The 15,507-nt window shown below is 48.4% G+C and carries 22 protein-coding genes; 15 read left to right on the top strand and 7 right to left on the bottom strand.

Annotation, left to right across the window (positions count from 1 at the left end; all coding sequences use genetic code 11):
* Positions 1-4 precede the first annotated feature (4 nt).
* Positions 5-322 carry a nuclear transport factor 2 family protein gene (locus tag RIG68_RS12460; protein WP_350122553.1) on the top strand — a complete coding sequence of 106 codons (318 nt, stop codon included), beginning with the start codon at positions 5-7 and terminating at the stop codon, positions 320-322.
* A gap of 101 nt (positions 323-423) precedes the next feature.
* Positions 424-852 carry an EthD family reductase gene (locus RIG68_RS12455; RefSeq protein ID WP_350122551.1) on the top strand — a complete coding sequence of 143 codons (429 nt, stop codon included), beginning with the start codon at positions 424-426 and terminating at the stop codon, positions 850-852.
* Positions 853-1,037: 185 nt separating this feature from the next.
* On the opposite strand, the gene RIG68_RS12450 is transcribed toward RIG68_RS12455, so the two are convergent.
* Positions 1,038-1,253, bottom strand: a complete 216-nt coding sequence (locus tag RIG68_RS12450) for a hypothetical protein (RefSeq protein ID WP_350122549.1) — start codon at positions 1,251-1,253, stop codon at positions 1,038-1,040.
* A 355-nt stretch (positions 1,254-1,608) separates the two neighbouring features.
* Between RIG68_RS12450 and RIG68_RS12445 the strand changes: the two genes are divergently transcribed.
* A complete protein-coding gene (locus RIG68_RS12445; RefSeq protein WP_350122547.1) occupies positions 1,609-2,613 on the top strand; it encodes a glycoside hydrolase family protein in 1,005 nt (334 codons plus the stop codon).
* Positions 2,614-2,651: 38 nt separating this feature from the next.
* Here the strand turns inward: RIG68_RS12445 and RIG68_RS12440 are convergent, their stop codons facing one another.
* The gene (locus tag RIG68_RS12440) at positions 2,652-2,855 is read right to left on the bottom strand and encodes a hypothetical protein (protein ID WP_350122545.1); all 204 of its coding nucleotides are present in this window, start codon (positions 2,853-2,855) and stop codon (positions 2,652-2,654) included.
* Positions 2,856-2,955: 100 nt separating this feature from the next.
* On the opposite strand from RIG68_RS12440, the gene RIG68_RS12435 reads away from it, so the two are divergent.
* The 4 genes from RIG68_RS12435 (at position 2,956) to RIG68_RS12420 (ending at position 5,360) form a co-directional block, all read left to right on the top strand.
* On the top strand, positions 2,956-3,375 hold the full coding sequence (locus RIG68_RS12435; RefSeq protein ID WP_350122543.1) for a hypothetical protein: 420 nt from the start codon (positions 2,956-2,958) through the stop codon (positions 3,373-3,375).
* Between the two features lie 218 nt (positions 3,376-3,593).
* The gene (locus tag RIG68_RS12430) at positions 3,594-4,022 is read left to right on the top strand and encodes an EthD family reductase (protein WP_350122541.1); all 429 of its coding nucleotides are present in this window, start codon (positions 3,594-3,596) and stop codon (positions 4,020-4,022) included.
* Positions 4,023-4,371: 349 nt separating this feature from the next.
* Positions 4,372-4,890, top strand: coding sequence for a hypothetical protein (locus tag RIG68_RS12425; protein WP_350122539.1), 519 nt, complete (start codon positions 4,372-4,374; stop codon positions 4,888-4,890).
* Positions 4,891-4,892: 2 nt separating this feature from the next.
* Positions 4,893-5,360 carry a helix-turn-helix transcriptional regulator gene (locus tag RIG68_RS12420; RefSeq protein WP_350122537.1) on the top strand — a complete coding sequence of 156 codons (468 nt, stop codon included), beginning with the start codon at positions 4,893-4,895 and terminating at the stop codon, positions 5,358-5,360.
* Between the two features lie 98 nt (positions 5,361-5,458).
* Here RIG68_RS12420 and RIG68_RS12415 read toward each other — a convergent pair whose 3' ends face one another.
* The 5 genes from RIG68_RS12415 to RIG68_RS12395 are packed head-to-tail and all read right to left on the bottom strand — an operon-like array spanning position 5,459 to position 9,494.
* Entirely contained in the window at positions 5,459-6,844 is a 1,386-nt protein-coding gene (locus tag RIG68_RS12415) for an aminotransferase class V-fold PLP-dependent enzyme (protein ID WP_350122535.1), read from the bottom strand.
* Positions 6,845-6,891: 47 nt separating this feature from the next.
* Positions 6,892-7,494 (bottom strand): rhodanese-like domain-containing protein, encoded by a 603-nt coding sequence (locus RIG68_RS12410; RefSeq protein ID WP_350122533.1) that lies wholly within the window; start codon positions 7,492-7,494, stop codon positions 6,892-6,894.
* On the bottom strand, positions 7,491-8,078 hold the full coding sequence (locus RIG68_RS12405) for a YeeE/YedE thiosulfate transporter family protein (protein ID WP_350122531.1): 588 nt from the start codon (positions 8,076-8,078) through the stop codon (positions 7,491-7,493). The genes RIG68_RS12410 and RIG68_RS12405 overlap by 4 nt, the downstream gene beginning before the upstream one ends.
* Positions 8,075-8,605 (bottom strand): YeeE/YedE thiosulfate transporter family protein, encoded by a 531-nt coding sequence (locus RIG68_RS12400; protein WP_350122529.1) that lies wholly within the window; start codon positions 8,603-8,605, stop codon positions 8,075-8,077. Before RIG68_RS12400 ends, RIG68_RS12405 begins: the two co-directional genes overlap by 4 nt.
* 1 nt (position 8,606) lies before the next feature.
* Positions 8,607-9,494: a sulfurtransferase gene (locus RIG68_RS12395; RefSeq protein ID WP_350122527.1), complete on the bottom strand. Its 888-nt coding sequence runs from the start codon at positions 9,492-9,494 to the stop codon at positions 8,607-8,609.
* A gap of 554 nt (positions 9,495-10,048) precedes the next feature.
* Between RIG68_RS12395 and RIG68_RS12390 the strand changes: the two genes are divergently transcribed.
* The 8 genes from RIG68_RS12390 (at position 10,049) to RIG68_RS12355 (ending at position 15,462) form a co-directional block, all read left to right on the top strand.
* Complete coding sequence (locus RIG68_RS12390) at positions 10,049-11,344, top strand: sensor histidine kinase (RefSeq protein ID WP_350122525.1); 1,296 nt, start codon at positions 10,049-10,051, stop codon at positions 11,342-11,344.
* A complete protein-coding gene (locus tag RIG68_RS12385; RefSeq protein ID WP_350122523.1) occupies positions 11,341-12,024 on the top strand; it encodes a response regulator transcription factor in 684 nt (227 codons plus the stop codon). The genes RIG68_RS12390 and RIG68_RS12385 overlap by 4 nt, the downstream gene beginning before the upstream one ends.
* 85 nt (positions 12,025-12,109) lie before the next feature.
* On the top strand, positions 12,110-12,592 hold the full coding sequence (locus RIG68_RS12380) for a DUF2846 domain-containing protein (RefSeq protein ID WP_350122521.1): 483 nt from the start codon (positions 12,110-12,112) through the stop codon (positions 12,590-12,592).
* Between the two features lie 190 nt (positions 12,593-12,782).
* Entirely contained in the window at positions 12,783-13,286 is a 504-nt protein-coding gene (locus RIG68_RS12375; protein ID WP_350122519.1) for a DinB family protein, read from the top strand.
* 253 nt (positions 13,287-13,539) lie between these two features.
* Entirely contained in the window at positions 13,540-14,124 is a 585-nt protein-coding gene (locus tag RIG68_RS12370) for a Crp/Fnr family transcriptional regulator (RefSeq protein ID WP_350122517.1), read from the top strand.
* A 102-nt stretch (positions 14,125-14,226) separates the two neighbouring features.
* Entirely contained in the window at positions 14,227-14,580 is a 354-nt protein-coding gene (locus RIG68_RS12365) for a SnoaL-like domain-containing protein (protein WP_350122515.1), read from the top strand.
* A gap of 12 nt (positions 14,581-14,592) precedes the next feature.
* Positions 14,593-14,955, top strand: coding sequence for an SPW repeat domain-containing protein (locus tag RIG68_RS12360; RefSeq protein ID WP_350088000.1), 363 nt, complete (start codon positions 14,593-14,595; stop codon positions 14,953-14,955).
* A 48-nt stretch (positions 14,956-15,003) separates the two neighbouring features.
* Positions 15,004-15,462, top strand: a complete 459-nt coding sequence (locus tag RIG68_RS12355) for a YHS domain-containing (seleno)protein (protein ID WP_350122513.1) — start codon at positions 15,004-15,006, stop codon at positions 15,460-15,462.
* The last annotated feature ends 45 nt before the right edge of the window (positions 15,463-15,507 follow it).

Raw genomic sequence — 15,507 nt, 5'->3', positions numbered from 1 at the left:
AACAATGACTTTACCAGATGTAATCACAGATTTAGCACAGGCACAAAACAATTTCGACAGCCAGGCTTACGCAAATTGTTTTTCTGAAACAGCTGTCGTTTTTGACGAGGGCAAAACACACAAGGGAAAAAAGGAAATTCAGCAATGGATTAAAAAAGCCAATGAGGCATACCAAACCGTAATGAAACCGATCAGCTATTCAGCAACCGAAGAAGTTTTGAAAGCCGAAGTTTCAGGCAATTTTCCGGGAAGTCCTATCGTTCTGGCCTATCATTTAAAACTGAAGGATGGGCTTATTCAGTCTTTGAAAATAACAGGGTGAGAGGCTATGCCTTCCAGGGTGTAGGCGAACAGATACAATTACGAGCAGGGGCTTCACAAAGTAAAATTTATCTGTAAATTTCATTACTAAAAAACTCAACTATGAAAGTTAAACTCATCCTATCGGCATTGCTTCTGTTCGCTTCTGTATCTGCCTTTTGTCAGGAAAAGCAGCCTGGCAAAGCCAAGAAGCAAAAGCAGATCGTCGTTGAAAAAGGGCTCATTAAGGTATCCGTCATGTACCCTTTTGCCGAAGGCAAAACCTTTGACATGGACTACTATGAAACCAAACACATGCCTATGGTGGCTGGCTACCTGGGGTCGAACCTGGTAAAGTATACCATCGAAAAAGGCACGGCCAGCGGCATTCCCAACACACCATTACCTTATATGGCCATCGGCACTTTCTATGTAAAAGACCTGAGCGAATACCAGGCGGCCATCGGCCCAAACATAGCCACCATAAGGGCAGATTTCGCTAATTACACGAACGTTGCGCCTGTTATTCTGGTGAGTGAGGTGGTAAGGTGAGGCTTCTGACTGTCGTCAACTGAGATTACAAAAGTTTGGAATAGCCTCTGAGGTTTGCTCTCCATCGTCCCACCGGGCGTGCGGCGAACTTTGGAGCTTGTGACGAAACTTTTGTAATCTGCTACGGCCTCCAACCAGGACGCCATAGCTCCCAACAGAGATGCCATACGAGCCGACTTTGCCAATTACACCAACGCCGCTCCTGTGATCCTGGTGAGTGAGGTGGTGAGGTGAGGCTTCTGACTGTCGTCAACTGAGATTACAAAAGTTTGGAATAGCCTCTGAGGTTTGCTCTCCATCGTGCCACCAGTCGTGCGGCGAACTTTGGAGCTGGTGACGAAACTTTTGTAATCTGCTACGGCCTCCAACCAGGACGCCATAGCTCCCAACAGAGATGCCATACGAGCCGACTTCCCCAATTACACCAACGCCGCTCCTGTGATACTGGTGAGTGAGGTGGTGAGGTGAGGCTTCTGACTATCGTCAACTAAGATTACAAAAGTTTGGAATAGCCTCTGAGGTTTGCTCTCCATCGTGCCACCGGTCGTGCGGCGAACTTTGGAGCTGGTGACGAAACTTTTGTAATCTGCCCCGCTCCGAGCAGCTAAACCATCCAATAGCAGTGAACGCTGGTGCGAGCTTTTAGCTAGTACCGTCCCCCGCTTGTGATAATCCATGCCCGCTCCAATCGGAATGCCTCCACACTTTCCTTATATTTAATCATTACATCACTCCCCTGTCATGAACCACTGTGTAATGATGAAGCACCTTTTCACCCTACTCCTGTTACTAGCCAGCGTTGAGCTTTTTTCACAATCAAACACTGTCCCTGTGCCCACCATTGAAGGCGAGTGGTGGAGAATTGCCAGCAATCCCGACTTGGGAGCGTATAATTCCGACAAGCAGGAACCCGTAGACTTTGGCATTTGGCAGGCCGCCGATGGCACCTGGCAGGTGTGGTCGTGCATCCGGGGGTCCAAACACCCTGGCACTGCCTATACCACCCGTTTCCTGTACGGCTGGGAGGGCAGAAACCTCACCGATAAAAATTGGTCGCCCCAGGGCATCAAGTGGGTAGCCGATCCTTCCCTGGGCGAAACACCCGGCGGCATGCAGGCGCCGTATGTGCACAGGGAGGCCGGTGCGTATTACCTGTTTTATGGCGACTGGCAGCGCATTTGTCTGGCCAAAGGAACGGACGGGAAGCATTTTGAGCGGGTGCTGGGCGGCAATGGGCAGCCTGATCTGTTTGCAGAATATGGCTACATCAACAAATTCAAAAAAGAAGGCAATCCGCAGTTCGAGTCCTATGCGAGGGACGCAATGGTGATCAAGCGGGGCAATACCTACTATTGCTACTACACCAGCCACCTGACCGACCCTATCAACGACGGCGCTGCTTTTGTGCGCACCTCGGTGAACATGAAAGACTGGAGCGAGAGTACGATCGTGTCGCACACCCCGCCCTATAACTTCAACAGTCCCCGCTATTCCGACGAATGCCCCCACGTGGTGTACCTCCCGGAGCATGACCTGTACTACCTGTTCGTCACCCAAACCTACGGCCAGAAGAGCCAAACCACTGTGTACGCCTCCGCCAACCCCTACTACTTCGGTGTGGATGATGAATCCAACAAAGTGTGCACGCTCCCCATCGCCGCTCCGGAAGTGGTGCTACACGAAGGCCAGTACTACCTCGTGGCCCTGACGGATGCCCTGGACGGGATTCGGATGGCGAAGCTGAGGTTTGTGGGGAAGTAGGGGGTTGGCTGCTTAGCCCAATTACCGTAATTAGCCTATTACTGTTCTTTGCCGGAGATTACAAAAGCTTGGAATGGCCTGTGAGTTTTGATGCCCATCGTGCCGCCGGGCGTGCCGGAAACTTCGGAGCGGGTGGCGTAACTTTTGTAATCTGCTGCAGACTCAAGCCAACGAAACAGACGCTTTGGGATGAAAGTTTTATCGCCTAACTTCCGGTAAAAAAAGCTATCTCCTTGGCTCATGTGTCACTAACCAATGTTGACAATGACCAGGAGTGGCCCGTGAGACACGAGCCACTGCGGCAGGCGACAGCATGAGTTAAACAACTGTAAATATTACCCTATGAGAGAGTTGATGTTGATCCTCCATTTTATCGGGCTTACTATGGGCTTGGGGACAAGCTTTGCCCATGCTTTTTTAAGCATTGCCACCTCAAAGATGTCGGCTGATGAAGCAACAAAATTTCGCATGCATTCAATGGTTTTGAGTAGAATGGGCCATATCGGACTAGGACTGCTCATTATTTCAGGCCTGTATTTAATTACCCCCTATTGGGCAATTCTACCTTCATCGCCATTATTAATGCTCAAATTGGCGCTGGTCGTCGTACTTCTGGTGCTGCTTACACTGATTAGTTCGTTGACCAGGAAGGCAGGGAAAGGTGATGCAGAACTCCAATTAAAAAAGATGGAACAGGTTGGTAAAATGACTTTACTGTGCGGTCTGGCTATCGTCGTTCTCGCTGTATATATTTTTCACTAAACGACCTACCCCCTTGGTTCGTACCTCACGAACCAATGTCGACAATTGCCAGGATCGGCCCGTGAGACACGAGCCACTGCGGTAGAATGTAGTTAAGATAATTGCCGCAATCGGCCCCCTAACCTGCCGGTCTTACCACTTCTTACCTTCAATTGCTACTGATAACTTTGCCTGAATGAATATTTTTCATGTAAATTTCATTACTAAAAAACTCAATCATGAAAGTTAAACTCATCCTGTCGTTATTGCTTCTGTTCGCATCTGTAGCTGCCTTTAGCCAGGAAAAACAGCCTGGAAAAGCCAGGAAGCAAAAGCAGACCGTCGTTGAAAAAGGGCTCATTAAGGTATCCGTCATGTACCCTTTTGCCGAAGGCAAAACCTTTGACATGGACTACTATAAAACCAAACACATGCCCATGGTGGCGGGGTACTTAGGGGATAATTTGGTGAAATACACCATTGAAAAGGGCCTTTCCAGCGGCATACCCAACGCACCTCTGCCCTATATGGCGATTGGCACATTCTACATAAAAGACCTGAAAGCTTACCAGGATGCCATAGCCCCCAACAGAGATGCCATACGAGCCGACTTTGCCAATTACACCAATGTGGTTCCCGTGATTCTGGTGAGTGAGGTAGTGAGGTGAGGCTTCTGACTATCGTCAACTAAGATTACAAAAGTTTGGAATAGCCTCTGAGGTTTGCTCTCCATCGTCCCACCGGGCGTGCTGGAAAATTTGGAGCTGGTAACGAAACTTTTGTAATCTGCTGTAGCCTCCAACCCTTCGCCGAACGCCTCACCAGTCAATAGCTAGCCCTGCATTGCCGAGAGTGGCTCGTGAAGACACGAGCCACGGCGGCAGAGGATGTAACGAGACAGACGATTGTATCGCCACCCAACATGCCTCACGTATCCGGCCGGATGCCTGAACTAGAGCGGGAAAGTATTATACAATTTGTATAACATTTCAGTCTTATCTTCGTAAATTGCAATGGATGAATGTTAAGGTAATTGAGACAGAAAGTGGTAAGATATTAGGTGCAAAAATTGTCTCGAATGATCAAGTACGAACTGATTTACCTTCCGTTACCGAGGGATGGAGATTTAATTTTAACAAGCACGCTAAAAAGAAAAATCGTCAGACTTATATTCTCTATTGCCCTCATTCGCCGGAAATAATTGAAGGTTGCTTGATTTTTGAAATGAAGAATACTGTGGAGCCCTATATGGCTTATATTGAAATAGCTCCACACAATAGACATGAGAAAGGTAAGCTGAAAAATGTTGCGGAATGCCTGATTGCCTTCGCCTGCAGACTAAGCTTTGTTAATGGAAAGGGTGATTATTTAGGGTGGCTTGCATTTGATGTATTTGAAGAAAGGAAGGAAGACGAAGCAAAACTAATGGCTTTGTACTCATCTAAATACAAAGCGCTAAGACTAGGTAGCACCACCACGATGGTCATTCCTCCGGAAGGTGGTGAACAATTGATTGATGAATTTCTAAACAATTAATGATGAAAGCGAAGGAGATAGCACCTAACGAGATTTGGAATAACGATAAGAAGACCAGGCTAAGTAATTTTATATCGGAGCAGTCTAAAAAGCAGCCAAAAGAAAGGCTTATAAGAAACAAGCTGTTGTCTATTCAGTATCAACTTGAAGACTATGCCAATAACCCTGAACCACAACCTGAATTACGAATTCTTGATTTTGTGAAAATGTATTTGGAGGTGCTAAATATTTCCAAGCGAAGTTTGGCTCAATACTTTGACATGCAAGACGGAAATCTTCATAAATATTTGTCTGGGGAGCGAAAGCTCAACGCAGAAATAGCAATGAAATTAAGCTCATTCTCACACACCCAACCAGAGCAATGGTTTGCTATTCAAGTAAAAAATGAATTATCCGCATTAAGAAGAGATAAAGCGACCGTTGAAAAGTTTAAAAAATACGGTTACGAAAATTTGGTTGACATCGAATAACCCCTGTAGCTCCGTAATCGTCTTCATTTGAATCCCGATAGCGGGAGAAACAAGAATATACGGGACTGGCGATTGCATCGCCACTTAGAAACTCATACTCACTTCATCCTACTCACCGCCCCCACGCCCTCCACAATCAACCTCACCTCCTCCTCCGTCATTGTCGGATGAAGGGAAATCCGCACCCAGCCGGGCTTGGCAGAGGTATCGCCCCGATCGATCAGGTCAGTGATTTGCTTTGATTGATACTGATCAATGCCAAGCAAATAGTGGCCATACGTACCTGCACAAGAGCAGCCTCCCCGGCACTGGATGCCAAAGTGGTCGTTGAGGAGCTGCACGGTGGTGTTGAAGTGCTGGCCCTCTATATAGAAAGACACAATCGGTAGCCTGTTCCTATGCTCAGGAGCAAGTATGCGTACACCGGGAATCTCGGACAACCCTTCCCACAAAATGGCCAGCAGTTCTTCCTCCCTCCTGGCCATTTGTTCTACACCCATTTCCTCCTTCAACTCAATGCACAGCGCTGCCTTGATTGTTTGCAAGATCGGCGGCGTGCCTCCGTCTTCCCTTGCTTCAATGTCTTCCACGTACTTCCGTCCACCCCAGGGGTTGGTCCAGTCGACTGTACCACCACCGCTGTTGTCGGGCACCTCGTTTTGATAGAGCCTTTTATTAAACACCAGCACACCTGAAGAGCCCGGTCCACCCAGAAACTTGTGGGGAGAAAAGTAGACAGCATCCAGGTGTGCTCCCTCCTCCGGTGGGTGCATGTTGATGTTCACATAAGGCGCCGAACAGGCAAAATCCACAAAGCAGTATCCACCATGTCCATGCATGATCTTCGCAATATCGTGGTAGGGTGTGCTGATGCCTGTCACATTGGAGCAGGCGGTAATAGCGGCGATCTTCAGCGGCCGGGCATCGTAGCGAGCTACTGCTTCTTCAAACAGGGAGGCCTCTACCTCTCCCCTGTCGTTGGGTGGCACCACTACCACATCGGCGATGGTCTCCAGCCAGCTAGTCTGGTTGGAGTGATGCTCCATATGGGTGATAAAAACAACAGGCCTTTCTTCCTCTGTCAGGTGGACATACTTTTTGAATTGCTCAGGCAACCGAAGCCCCAGGAGCCGCTGTAGCTTGTTCACCACCTCAGTCATGCCTGAGCCTGCCGCAATAAGCACATCATCTGCCGAAGCATGCACATGGGCTTTTATCAATTGCCGGGCTTCCTTGTATGTCTTTGTCATGAACGCCCCGGAATGGCTGGTGTCCGTGTGCGTGTTGGCCATCAGCGGCATGATCTCCCCCAGCAGCTTGTTTTCAATGGGCCAGTAGCAGCGCCCGCTGGCCGTCCAGTCAGCGTACAACATGGGGACGGAGGCATGCCTGGCCGTGGCTATTTGCTGATCAACGCCGATAATATTTTTCCTGTAAGAAGCGAAGTACGCTTCCAGGTTGAGTGTTTGTTTAATGTCGTTCATGATTAGCTTTTATCTCGCAAGCGTCATAGGCAGAACTATTGACTCCATCAACAGCCCTTTCTAGCCAGCTTACCCACCCTTTTCACCACGGGCCAAGCGGCTTTGTTCAAGTCCCTGCTGTAGTAGGCAAGCCCGCAGCTGTCCTTCTCAAACTCCGCCTGCCCGCCATAAAAACGGGTCAGCGCATTGACCTTTTCGGTCATTACTGAGTCGTCACCATGAGCCACCAGCGGAAGCGTGGGGTAAAGCAAACGATCATACCAGTCGTGCACGCCGCCGTAGAGAATAGACGACCGCCGTTTGGTTTCTGGCGGCAGTGAAATCCAGAGATGGCGGGTTAGCAGGTCGTCGGCAGAATAGAAAACATAGGTTACGCCTGTTTCCAGGCCATTCGTCTGTATTTCATTAAGCGACATGTTTACCGCCGTTGGCAAGTGAAACTCATCGTACAAATCGGACGCCCTGAGGTCGATGAGTACTAACGGCTCCTTGTTCTTGATTTGCTCAGCCAGCGTCAGCACCGACACAAACCGGGGCTCCTGACTCACGCTTTTCGGGCCGTTGGGAAACGCCAGCGACGCTATCAACGAGGCAACAGCCAGTAAAAAGGCCATAGCCGCCAGCTTCTGGTTAAAGGTGAGTTGAGTCATTGAGCCGAATACTTTTTCTCCAGTTTCTCCGATGCCCAAAACCCAGCCAATGCCATGTTGACGAGCAAAAACACCATGACACCTTCCGGTACGCCGAAGTAGTCGACCATGGTGACCTGGCCCAGTGGCCCTGCTGTGTAGAAACCTTCCAGCAACGGATACAGCTCTCCAAACAAAAAGATGCCAAACAGCAGCCCGGCGACGTTCACCAGTCCATCCAAACTCCCGGTGGAAGAGGCCACGCAGGACGTGCCCGGGCAGTAGCCGCCCACAATAAAGCCCACACCAAATACCAGTCCGCCGATGAGCTGCGGCCAGACAAAGGTGGGCGTCAGGTAAATCATGTCGGCCTGTAGCAGCCCGGCCCAGCTAAGCCAGAACACACCCAGCATGGCTGTGATGATGGCCGTGAACATCATTTTGAAGACAGTCATGTCACGGAAGTAAAACTGCCCTGCCAGCTTTTTGGCGCTGCCGAGGCCCGCTCGTTCCAGAAAAAAACCGAAGGCCACGCCAGTGACCAGTGCAAAGGCCAGGCTGGCCTCCTCTCCTATCCAACCCAATTCGTAAAAGGGTCCGTTCATGCCCAAAGTCGTTTAAAAGTGCCCGCCATGGCATAGGCACCTGCGAATAATGCAATCATAAAAATCCAGCTGCCTACGTTCATCAGGGCTCCGCCTGTGAGCGCCTGTCCGCTGGTGCAGCCCCTTGCCAGCTTGGTGCCAAAGGCCATGATGATGCCGCCGACAAAGGCATAGAGAAACCGTCGGTTGTTGGTCAGCAGCGCTCCCTTTTCTACCTTGAACTTGAACCTATGCGCCAGCTTGCCTGAGAGAAACCCGCCGATGAGCACGCCGAGCACCTCAAACACCAGCCAGTCCTTCAACGGACTGACGGTGCCATCGCCCAGGTAGCCCTTGTAAAAGGCATTGGCTTCCGCATGCGAGATCGACACGGTTTTCACACCCGTAGCTACCACCGAGCTCATGGCTCCTGAGGCACCGATACCTCTGCCCATCACCACGAACGCCGCCAGCAATACAAGCCCTAGCCCAATGCCGCAGACGTAGGGATTCCAGTAAGACTGTGGTACTTTTAGTTCTTTTGACATATCAGTCAATTTCTATCGGGAGTTTTTCGTTCGGCCCCCACTCATGAAAAGAGCCGTCGTAGATTTTGATATCGGTATACCCCAGCAGTTTAGCCGACGTGTAAACGACCGTCAGCTGCATCCCGATATGGCAGTAGAGCACCAGCTGCTTGTCTTTGGACAGCCCCTGTGCAATAAAAATGGCCCCCAGGTCTTCCAGCGACTTGAACTCGTAGGCACCTGTGCTGGTCTTTTCGTACAGGCTTGTATAGGGGATGGTTTTGGCGCCTGGTATCCTGCCCTTTCTGGCGCCGTGAGTAGGTTCAATGCCATTGTAAAAAACCGCTGCTCTGCAATCAACAATATTAGTATTGGCGTCTTTGATGCTTTTCAGCACATAGGCTTGGTCGGCCACAAGCCCTGGGTTAGGCTTAATGCTGAAAACTCCTTTTGCAGGGGATGGAGTCTCCGAAGACAGGGCTCCTCCACCGTCTTTCCAGGCCGTTAGACCACCATTCAGAACATAGGTTTTGCTGGCGTGGCCGAGATAGTCGAAGGTGAAATAAAGCCGGGTCACCATCGGAATCCAGTTTTCACCGGTGTAGATCACCACGTCGGTTGACGAGCTAACTCCTTTGCTTTCCAGGGTGTTTTTCAGTGTAGCGTCTGGCGGAAGGTCAAAAACGTGCGGGTCGTTGTCTACAGTGTACTCATTCCCCGCAATAAAAACAGCGCCGGGAATGTGTTCCTTTTTGTAGTTCTCCTCCATGCCGATGTGGAGAATAACCAGGTTGTTTTGCTTCATCCTGTTGTTTAACCAATTGGCATCCACGATGATATTGGTCTTCTGGGCCAACAGTTGACAGGATAGCAATAAAAAAGGGAGTCCGATGAATTTGAGTTTATGCATGACTTTGAGTTTTTCATGCAGTTTAGGGCTTCCTCTCTTCTCTTTGGGTTAACAAAGCGTTAAACTCACTTAAGCAAAAGTTAAAAGTGTTAAAGAAAGGTTAAAAAGGGGTTCAAGTGATTAAAAACACTTAAATTTTGAAAGCAAATATGCGAGATTTGGTGAAGCCAACAATATCAGGGAAGCTAGTGGGCCCAAACGGAAATGTCATTATTGACTGCTCAACTTCAATCAAATTGAGCGCCCACGCAGGAGGGTTGGAGGGAAAATGGCGGGAAGCCTGAGCGCCTTTGGCCTGAGCGCTTATTTTCCCAAAGATTTTTCGGTCGCTGCGGCGAACCGACGCCGAAACGGGTTACTTTTCATCGTTTGGAAAAGTAACAAAAAGAAAAGCTGGTGAAGCCAGCCTTTCGATGAATGACTTTGCAACCAACAGATGGCCATCTTTTTATTTCGAAGCGTTATCCTAATGACCAAGATTGCTTCAGTCGCAGTCGACTATTGCACACAATGAAATAATCAATATGCTCCCTCGATGACGGTGAGCGAACAACATGAAACTATCAAAGTACACCTTCATCCTCCTCTTCTTCGTGGTAGTCACCTCGCTGGGGGTACTGTTGTACAACCAATACCGCATTCTTGAACGGGATCTGGAAGTCAACAAGAACGTCATGAGCATGGCGGTGCCCGACATCCTCTCCGATCTCTACGACAACTCCATGTACAACGACGAGCTGCGAAACCTGGTCAGTGATATCAGAGGAACTGGCTCCTTTGCATTTACCAACACCTCCGAGCTCACCGATCCACTCCAGCTAAAACTAAAAACCGAGATCGACAAGGTGCTGGCGCTGAACTATCCCAGGTTCGACTACAGGGTAGACGGCTACACATCGAGTGAATATGGCTGTATGATCCACCGTGGCAACTGGCCCGTGCAGCCACAAGCCAAAAATGTAATGGAGGCCGACAATCACCTGTGCTTCTGTATGATTTACCCTAAAAAGCTCGACATCGCCATGACCTACACCAACAAGGAGGCTGCCGTGTTGGGAGAATCGGCCGACATTATCCGCAACAGCCTGCTGCTCATTATTGTCATTCTCGGGGCCTTCGGTTACACCATCTACACCATCAACCGCCAGAAGAAGCTTTCTGACCTGAAGCGTGACTTCATTAACAACCTTACCCACGAATTCAAAACACCGATTTTTTCAATTTCCTTGGCCGCTAAGTCGCTGAAAGAAAAAGAAGAGATCAAGACCTCCGAAAAAATGAGCTCCTATGTGAACCTGGTAAGCACCGAAACCAAAAGGCTGCAAACCCAGGTCGACAAGATTCTGCAAATGGCCCTGCTCGACTCAGGCAACCTGCACCTCGAAAAGAAAACCCTCGACCTGCACGAGCTGATCCGCCAGGTTGCCGAAAGCTTTGAGATGATCATTGCAGAAAAGCAAGGCGAAATAAAGCTGAGTCTACAGGCAAAGAGGCACCTGATTACCGCCGACGAAACCCACATCAAAAATGTGCTGTACAACCTCATCGACAATGCGCAGAAGTACACCGATGGAGCACCTCGGATAGACATTACAACTGCCGATACCGAGCAAAACGACATTCAGCTACTGGTGAAAGACCACGGTATAGGCATAGAAGAACGGGTGCAGAAATACATTTTCGATCAGTTTTACCGGGCCCAGCAAGGCGACATTCACACGGTGAAGGGCTTTGGCCTTGGGCTCAGCTATGTGAAGCGGATTGTGGAGTTCCACAAAGGTACCATTGCCCTCAAAAGTCAGCTGGGTGTGGGCAGCGAGTTCAGCATCTTTTTACCCCAGGTATCATGAGCAGTATCTTACTGGTAGAGGACGATAACAGCCTTGGGTATATCCTGAAAGAATACCTGCAAATGCATGACTTTGAGGTAGATTGGGCCAAAGACGGTGAAGAAGGCCTGAAAGCCTTTAAGCCAGGTAAGTTCGACATCTGTATCCTGGATGTGATGATGCCCAAAATGGATGGCTTCGCCCTCGCCGACAAGCTGAAGGGGATTGACCCTAAAATCCCCCTGATCTTCCTCACCGCCAAGTCGATGAAAATCGACAAAATGAAGGGCTTCAAGGCCGGTGCCGACGACTATATTGTAAAGCCAGTAGACGAAGAGGAGCTCATCATGCGCATACAAGCAGTGCTGCGGCGTAGCGGCCCGCCAGACAAGGCAGCCACCACTGAAAGCTACACGGTTGGCAGCTACACCTTTCATTTGAAAAACCGGCAGCTACTCCGCAATGAGGAAGCCATTCACCTCACAAAAAAAGAGGCCAGGGTGCTGCAGTTGCTGTGCGAGTCGATGGGCGAGCTGGTGGAAAGCGACAAAATCCTCCGGGAGGTATGGGGCGAAAACACTTACTTCAACCGCCGCAGCATGGACGTGTATATTTCTAAGCTCCGCAAATACCTCAGCACCGACGACACCGTCAAGATCCAGAACATGCACGGCAGCGGGTATATTTTGGAGGTGGGGTGAGGAATGCCAGGCAATTTTAGGGTATTGTCGGAATTTTGGAGCTATTTTAATAGCTCGAATAATATTCTACCCCTAGTAACTTAGAATGAAAACTGCAATTCCTGTTATATTCCTTATTGTCATTGGTTCTTGCTCCGCAACCAGGAAAGTTGCCTTTATTAAAGCTATTGAACCACAAAATGAATCTTCACTCCTCTATGTCTATAGACCTGCCAAATCTCAAAATCGCTGGATCAAACCAGGGCTGGCAATTAATCAAGAGGAAAAAATCTTACTTGAGAATGGAGGATATACCTATTTCTATCTTGAGCCAGGTCGATATGAAATTGGGCTAATTCTCAGCAATCGATACGAAGAGGGTACAACCATTCATGTGACATTGGATTCAGGAGGTGTCCAATATATTCGACTTGACACTGAATTTTTCATGACTGGCAACCAATATTCAAGGACGTTCGACCTTGTTAACACAACAAGCGAACATGGTCCTGAAGAGATAATGGACTGTATCTATCTAGACCCGGCTGGCTCAAAATCGCACAAAAAGAGCATACTTACAGATAACTAACGGTAAACTTACTTTCGGACGATACAACATTTAGTTCGTTGAATGACAGGCCTAATCTTTGCAACAGTCAGGCCTATGGCATGGCACGTCACTCTTTTAGTTTGGGCTCTTTCCAACCTTCAGGAAAAATCAGAATATTTACAGAAAGTCTCTAGCCAAATGGAGGCCTGGTAGCAGAAACTATTATTTAATGACACTAAAAGACACCATCGCCAGCTACATCCGCTACAACCACTGGGCCAATGAAAGATTGACTCAATGGCTACAAACGTTGTCCAATGAAGTTCTCTACACAGAGACTAACGCCAGTTTTGCCAGCATCGACCTGACCTTGCAGCACATGAAAAATGCACAGTTCTTCTGGTACGAAGTGATTACCGAAGGTGATGTGAAGAAGCTTGATGAAACAATTGTGGCTAAATCCATTGACAAAGTGATTGATCAATTGTTGTTAGGCTCCAGGCAGATGATTGAAACTTATACAAAATTCACTGAGCCGGAGCTTGCGGCTGACATCAAGTCGCCCGTCATGACGAGGAGCAGGCACGACTTCATCATGCATGTGATCAATCACAACTCGTACCACCGGGGGCAAATCATTACCATCGCCCGCATTTTAGGAGCAGTATCCAATATCCCGGAAACTGACTACGAAGCCTATTTCTGGGATCAACAAACAAATGCTAAAGCGTAAAAGCCGTGCCGGATGTCTCAGCTAAGGCATAGCTAAACAGTTACACTCGCACATGACAAAAAATTGAAACCTCAGGTTAAGGAAACCCACCGAGCCCAGGTGATGTGCCGAAAATTGGCGGGCAGCAGACATATAGTGAAAATGGTACATGTATTTTAGCTCAATTCGATGGAAATCAAATAAATTGTTCTGCAAATAATACCAGGCCGGTGTGGCGGCATCACATCTTCAACTTGAGAAAGCACCCTGAAAAATGAGTAAAGAGCAACTTCTCCAGTACGTCCGCAGCTTTGTTCCCCTCACCGACGAGGAGGCAGAGCAGTTTGTAGCTCCTTTTGAGGAGGTTCAAGTAAAAAAGCGGCAATTCGTTGTTCAGCCAAATTTCACCAACAAGCACCGGGCTTTTGTGGTAAAGGGTGCCTTCAGGAGCTACGCAGTACACGATGGGCAGGAACACACCCTTCAGTTTGCCATCGAAAACTGGTGGGTGTCGGATTTCAACAGTTACATCTACCAGCATCCGGCAACTCTTTTCATCGTGGCCCTGGAAGACAGTGTCCTTCTTCAAATTGAACACGCTAAAGAGCTGGAGTTGAAAAAGGCCAATCATAAATTTGAGACCTTCTTCAGAATAATGGCCGAGAAAGGGCTGGCGTTTGAACACCGGCGGATCATCTTCAACCTCTGCCACTCCGCAGAAGCCCGTTACGAAAATTTCATCCTGAACTTCCCCAATTTCATTCAGCGGGTGCCACAATACGCCCTGGCTTCTTATCTGGGTATGACCACCGAGTTTCTGTCACGAATCCGCAACAAAAAGGCGCATCGGAGAAGTTGAACTACATCAACCTTTTTTCTTGACCTGCTTCATTTTTACTGCCTTTTGATCGCTGCACTTTTGTGCTGTCAATTTTGACAAATGATCTAAAAAAGAAAGAAAATGGAACAATCGCTGAACGAAATCTTCTCGGCTAAAAACGAGATGGTGAAGAAAGGGCAGATCGTGGAGGCAACCGAAAAGTACTTTGCACCCAATGCCAAAACCATCGACTTTGACGGGACTGCAACAAACGACAAATCAGAAATGCTAGCTAAAATGCAGGGGTTTGCCAACGCTATAGCCAAAGTAAATGGTATTCAGTTGCACAACGCTTCTCTCAATGGCGACACCTCTTTTGCTGAATTCACCTTCGATTTCGACATGAAGGATGGTAGCAAAATTCTGTGGCATGAAATCCTCAAGACTTCGTGGGAAAACGGACAGATCGTGGAGGAACAATATTTCAAAGCTTAAACAACGCTAACGATGAAATTCGTAACAAAAAGAATCCATGCCTACCTGGACTATCCGGTGGCGGTGGCTTTGATGGCTCTGCCTTTTGTACTGGGGCTCGGTAAGTCGAATATGTTCGCCTTTCAACTCTCCGTGGCCACAGGAGTTGCTGCCTTTGCTCTCACGCTGCTTACTGACCATCACCTGGGTGTGATGCGGGTGATTCCCTATCGGATTCACCTCATTGTAGACGCCCTGGTTGGAGCGGTGTTCGTACTGGCCCCCTTTGTCTTTTCCTTCAAAGGGCTAGACACCTACTACTACCTGATCAACGGCGTGGCTGTGTTAACAGTAGTAAGTCTGCACAAACCCGAAGCGGTCAGTTCAAAATCGTAATCAATAGCTACTATTCAAACATTTTAAAACCATATAAACAGACAAACAATGAAAACATTTTCATTCATATTCGCAGCATTGCTCATTTCAACCATCGGCTTTTCGCAGGACATCAAAACCAGCTACAATATTGACGATAGCAAAATCGCTCTGCAAGGCTACAGCCCCGTGTCGTACCTTGATTTAGGGATTGCCCAAAAAGGCCAGAAGGAGTTCAAGGCTACCCACGAAGGTGTGGCTTTCTACTTCACAGACGCTAAACAGAAGAAGGCCTTTGAAGCCAACCCTCAGAAGTATTTGCCGCAATACGGAGGCTACTGTGCCTTTGGCGTGTCGGTTGGAGCAAAATTCAGGGTTGATCCAAATAAATTTGTGGTGAAAGACGGAAAGTATTACTTGTTTCTTTACAACATGGAAGTGGATGCTCAGCAGCTGTGGCTGGAAGGCAATCATAACCAGTTAGCTTCTAAAGCCGACAACAACTGGAAAAAGCTGAGCAAAGAATAGCGGTTCCTGCCATGTGAAACCTGCCGCCTGAAGCCTTTGCTTCGG

Source organism: Imperialibacter sp. (assembly GCF_040222385.1).
Taxonomy (GTDB): Bacteria; Bacteroidota; Bacteroidia; order Cytophagales; family Cyclobacteriaceae; genus Imperialibacter.
This window is presented reverse-complemented; position numbering and strand designations above follow the sequence as displayed.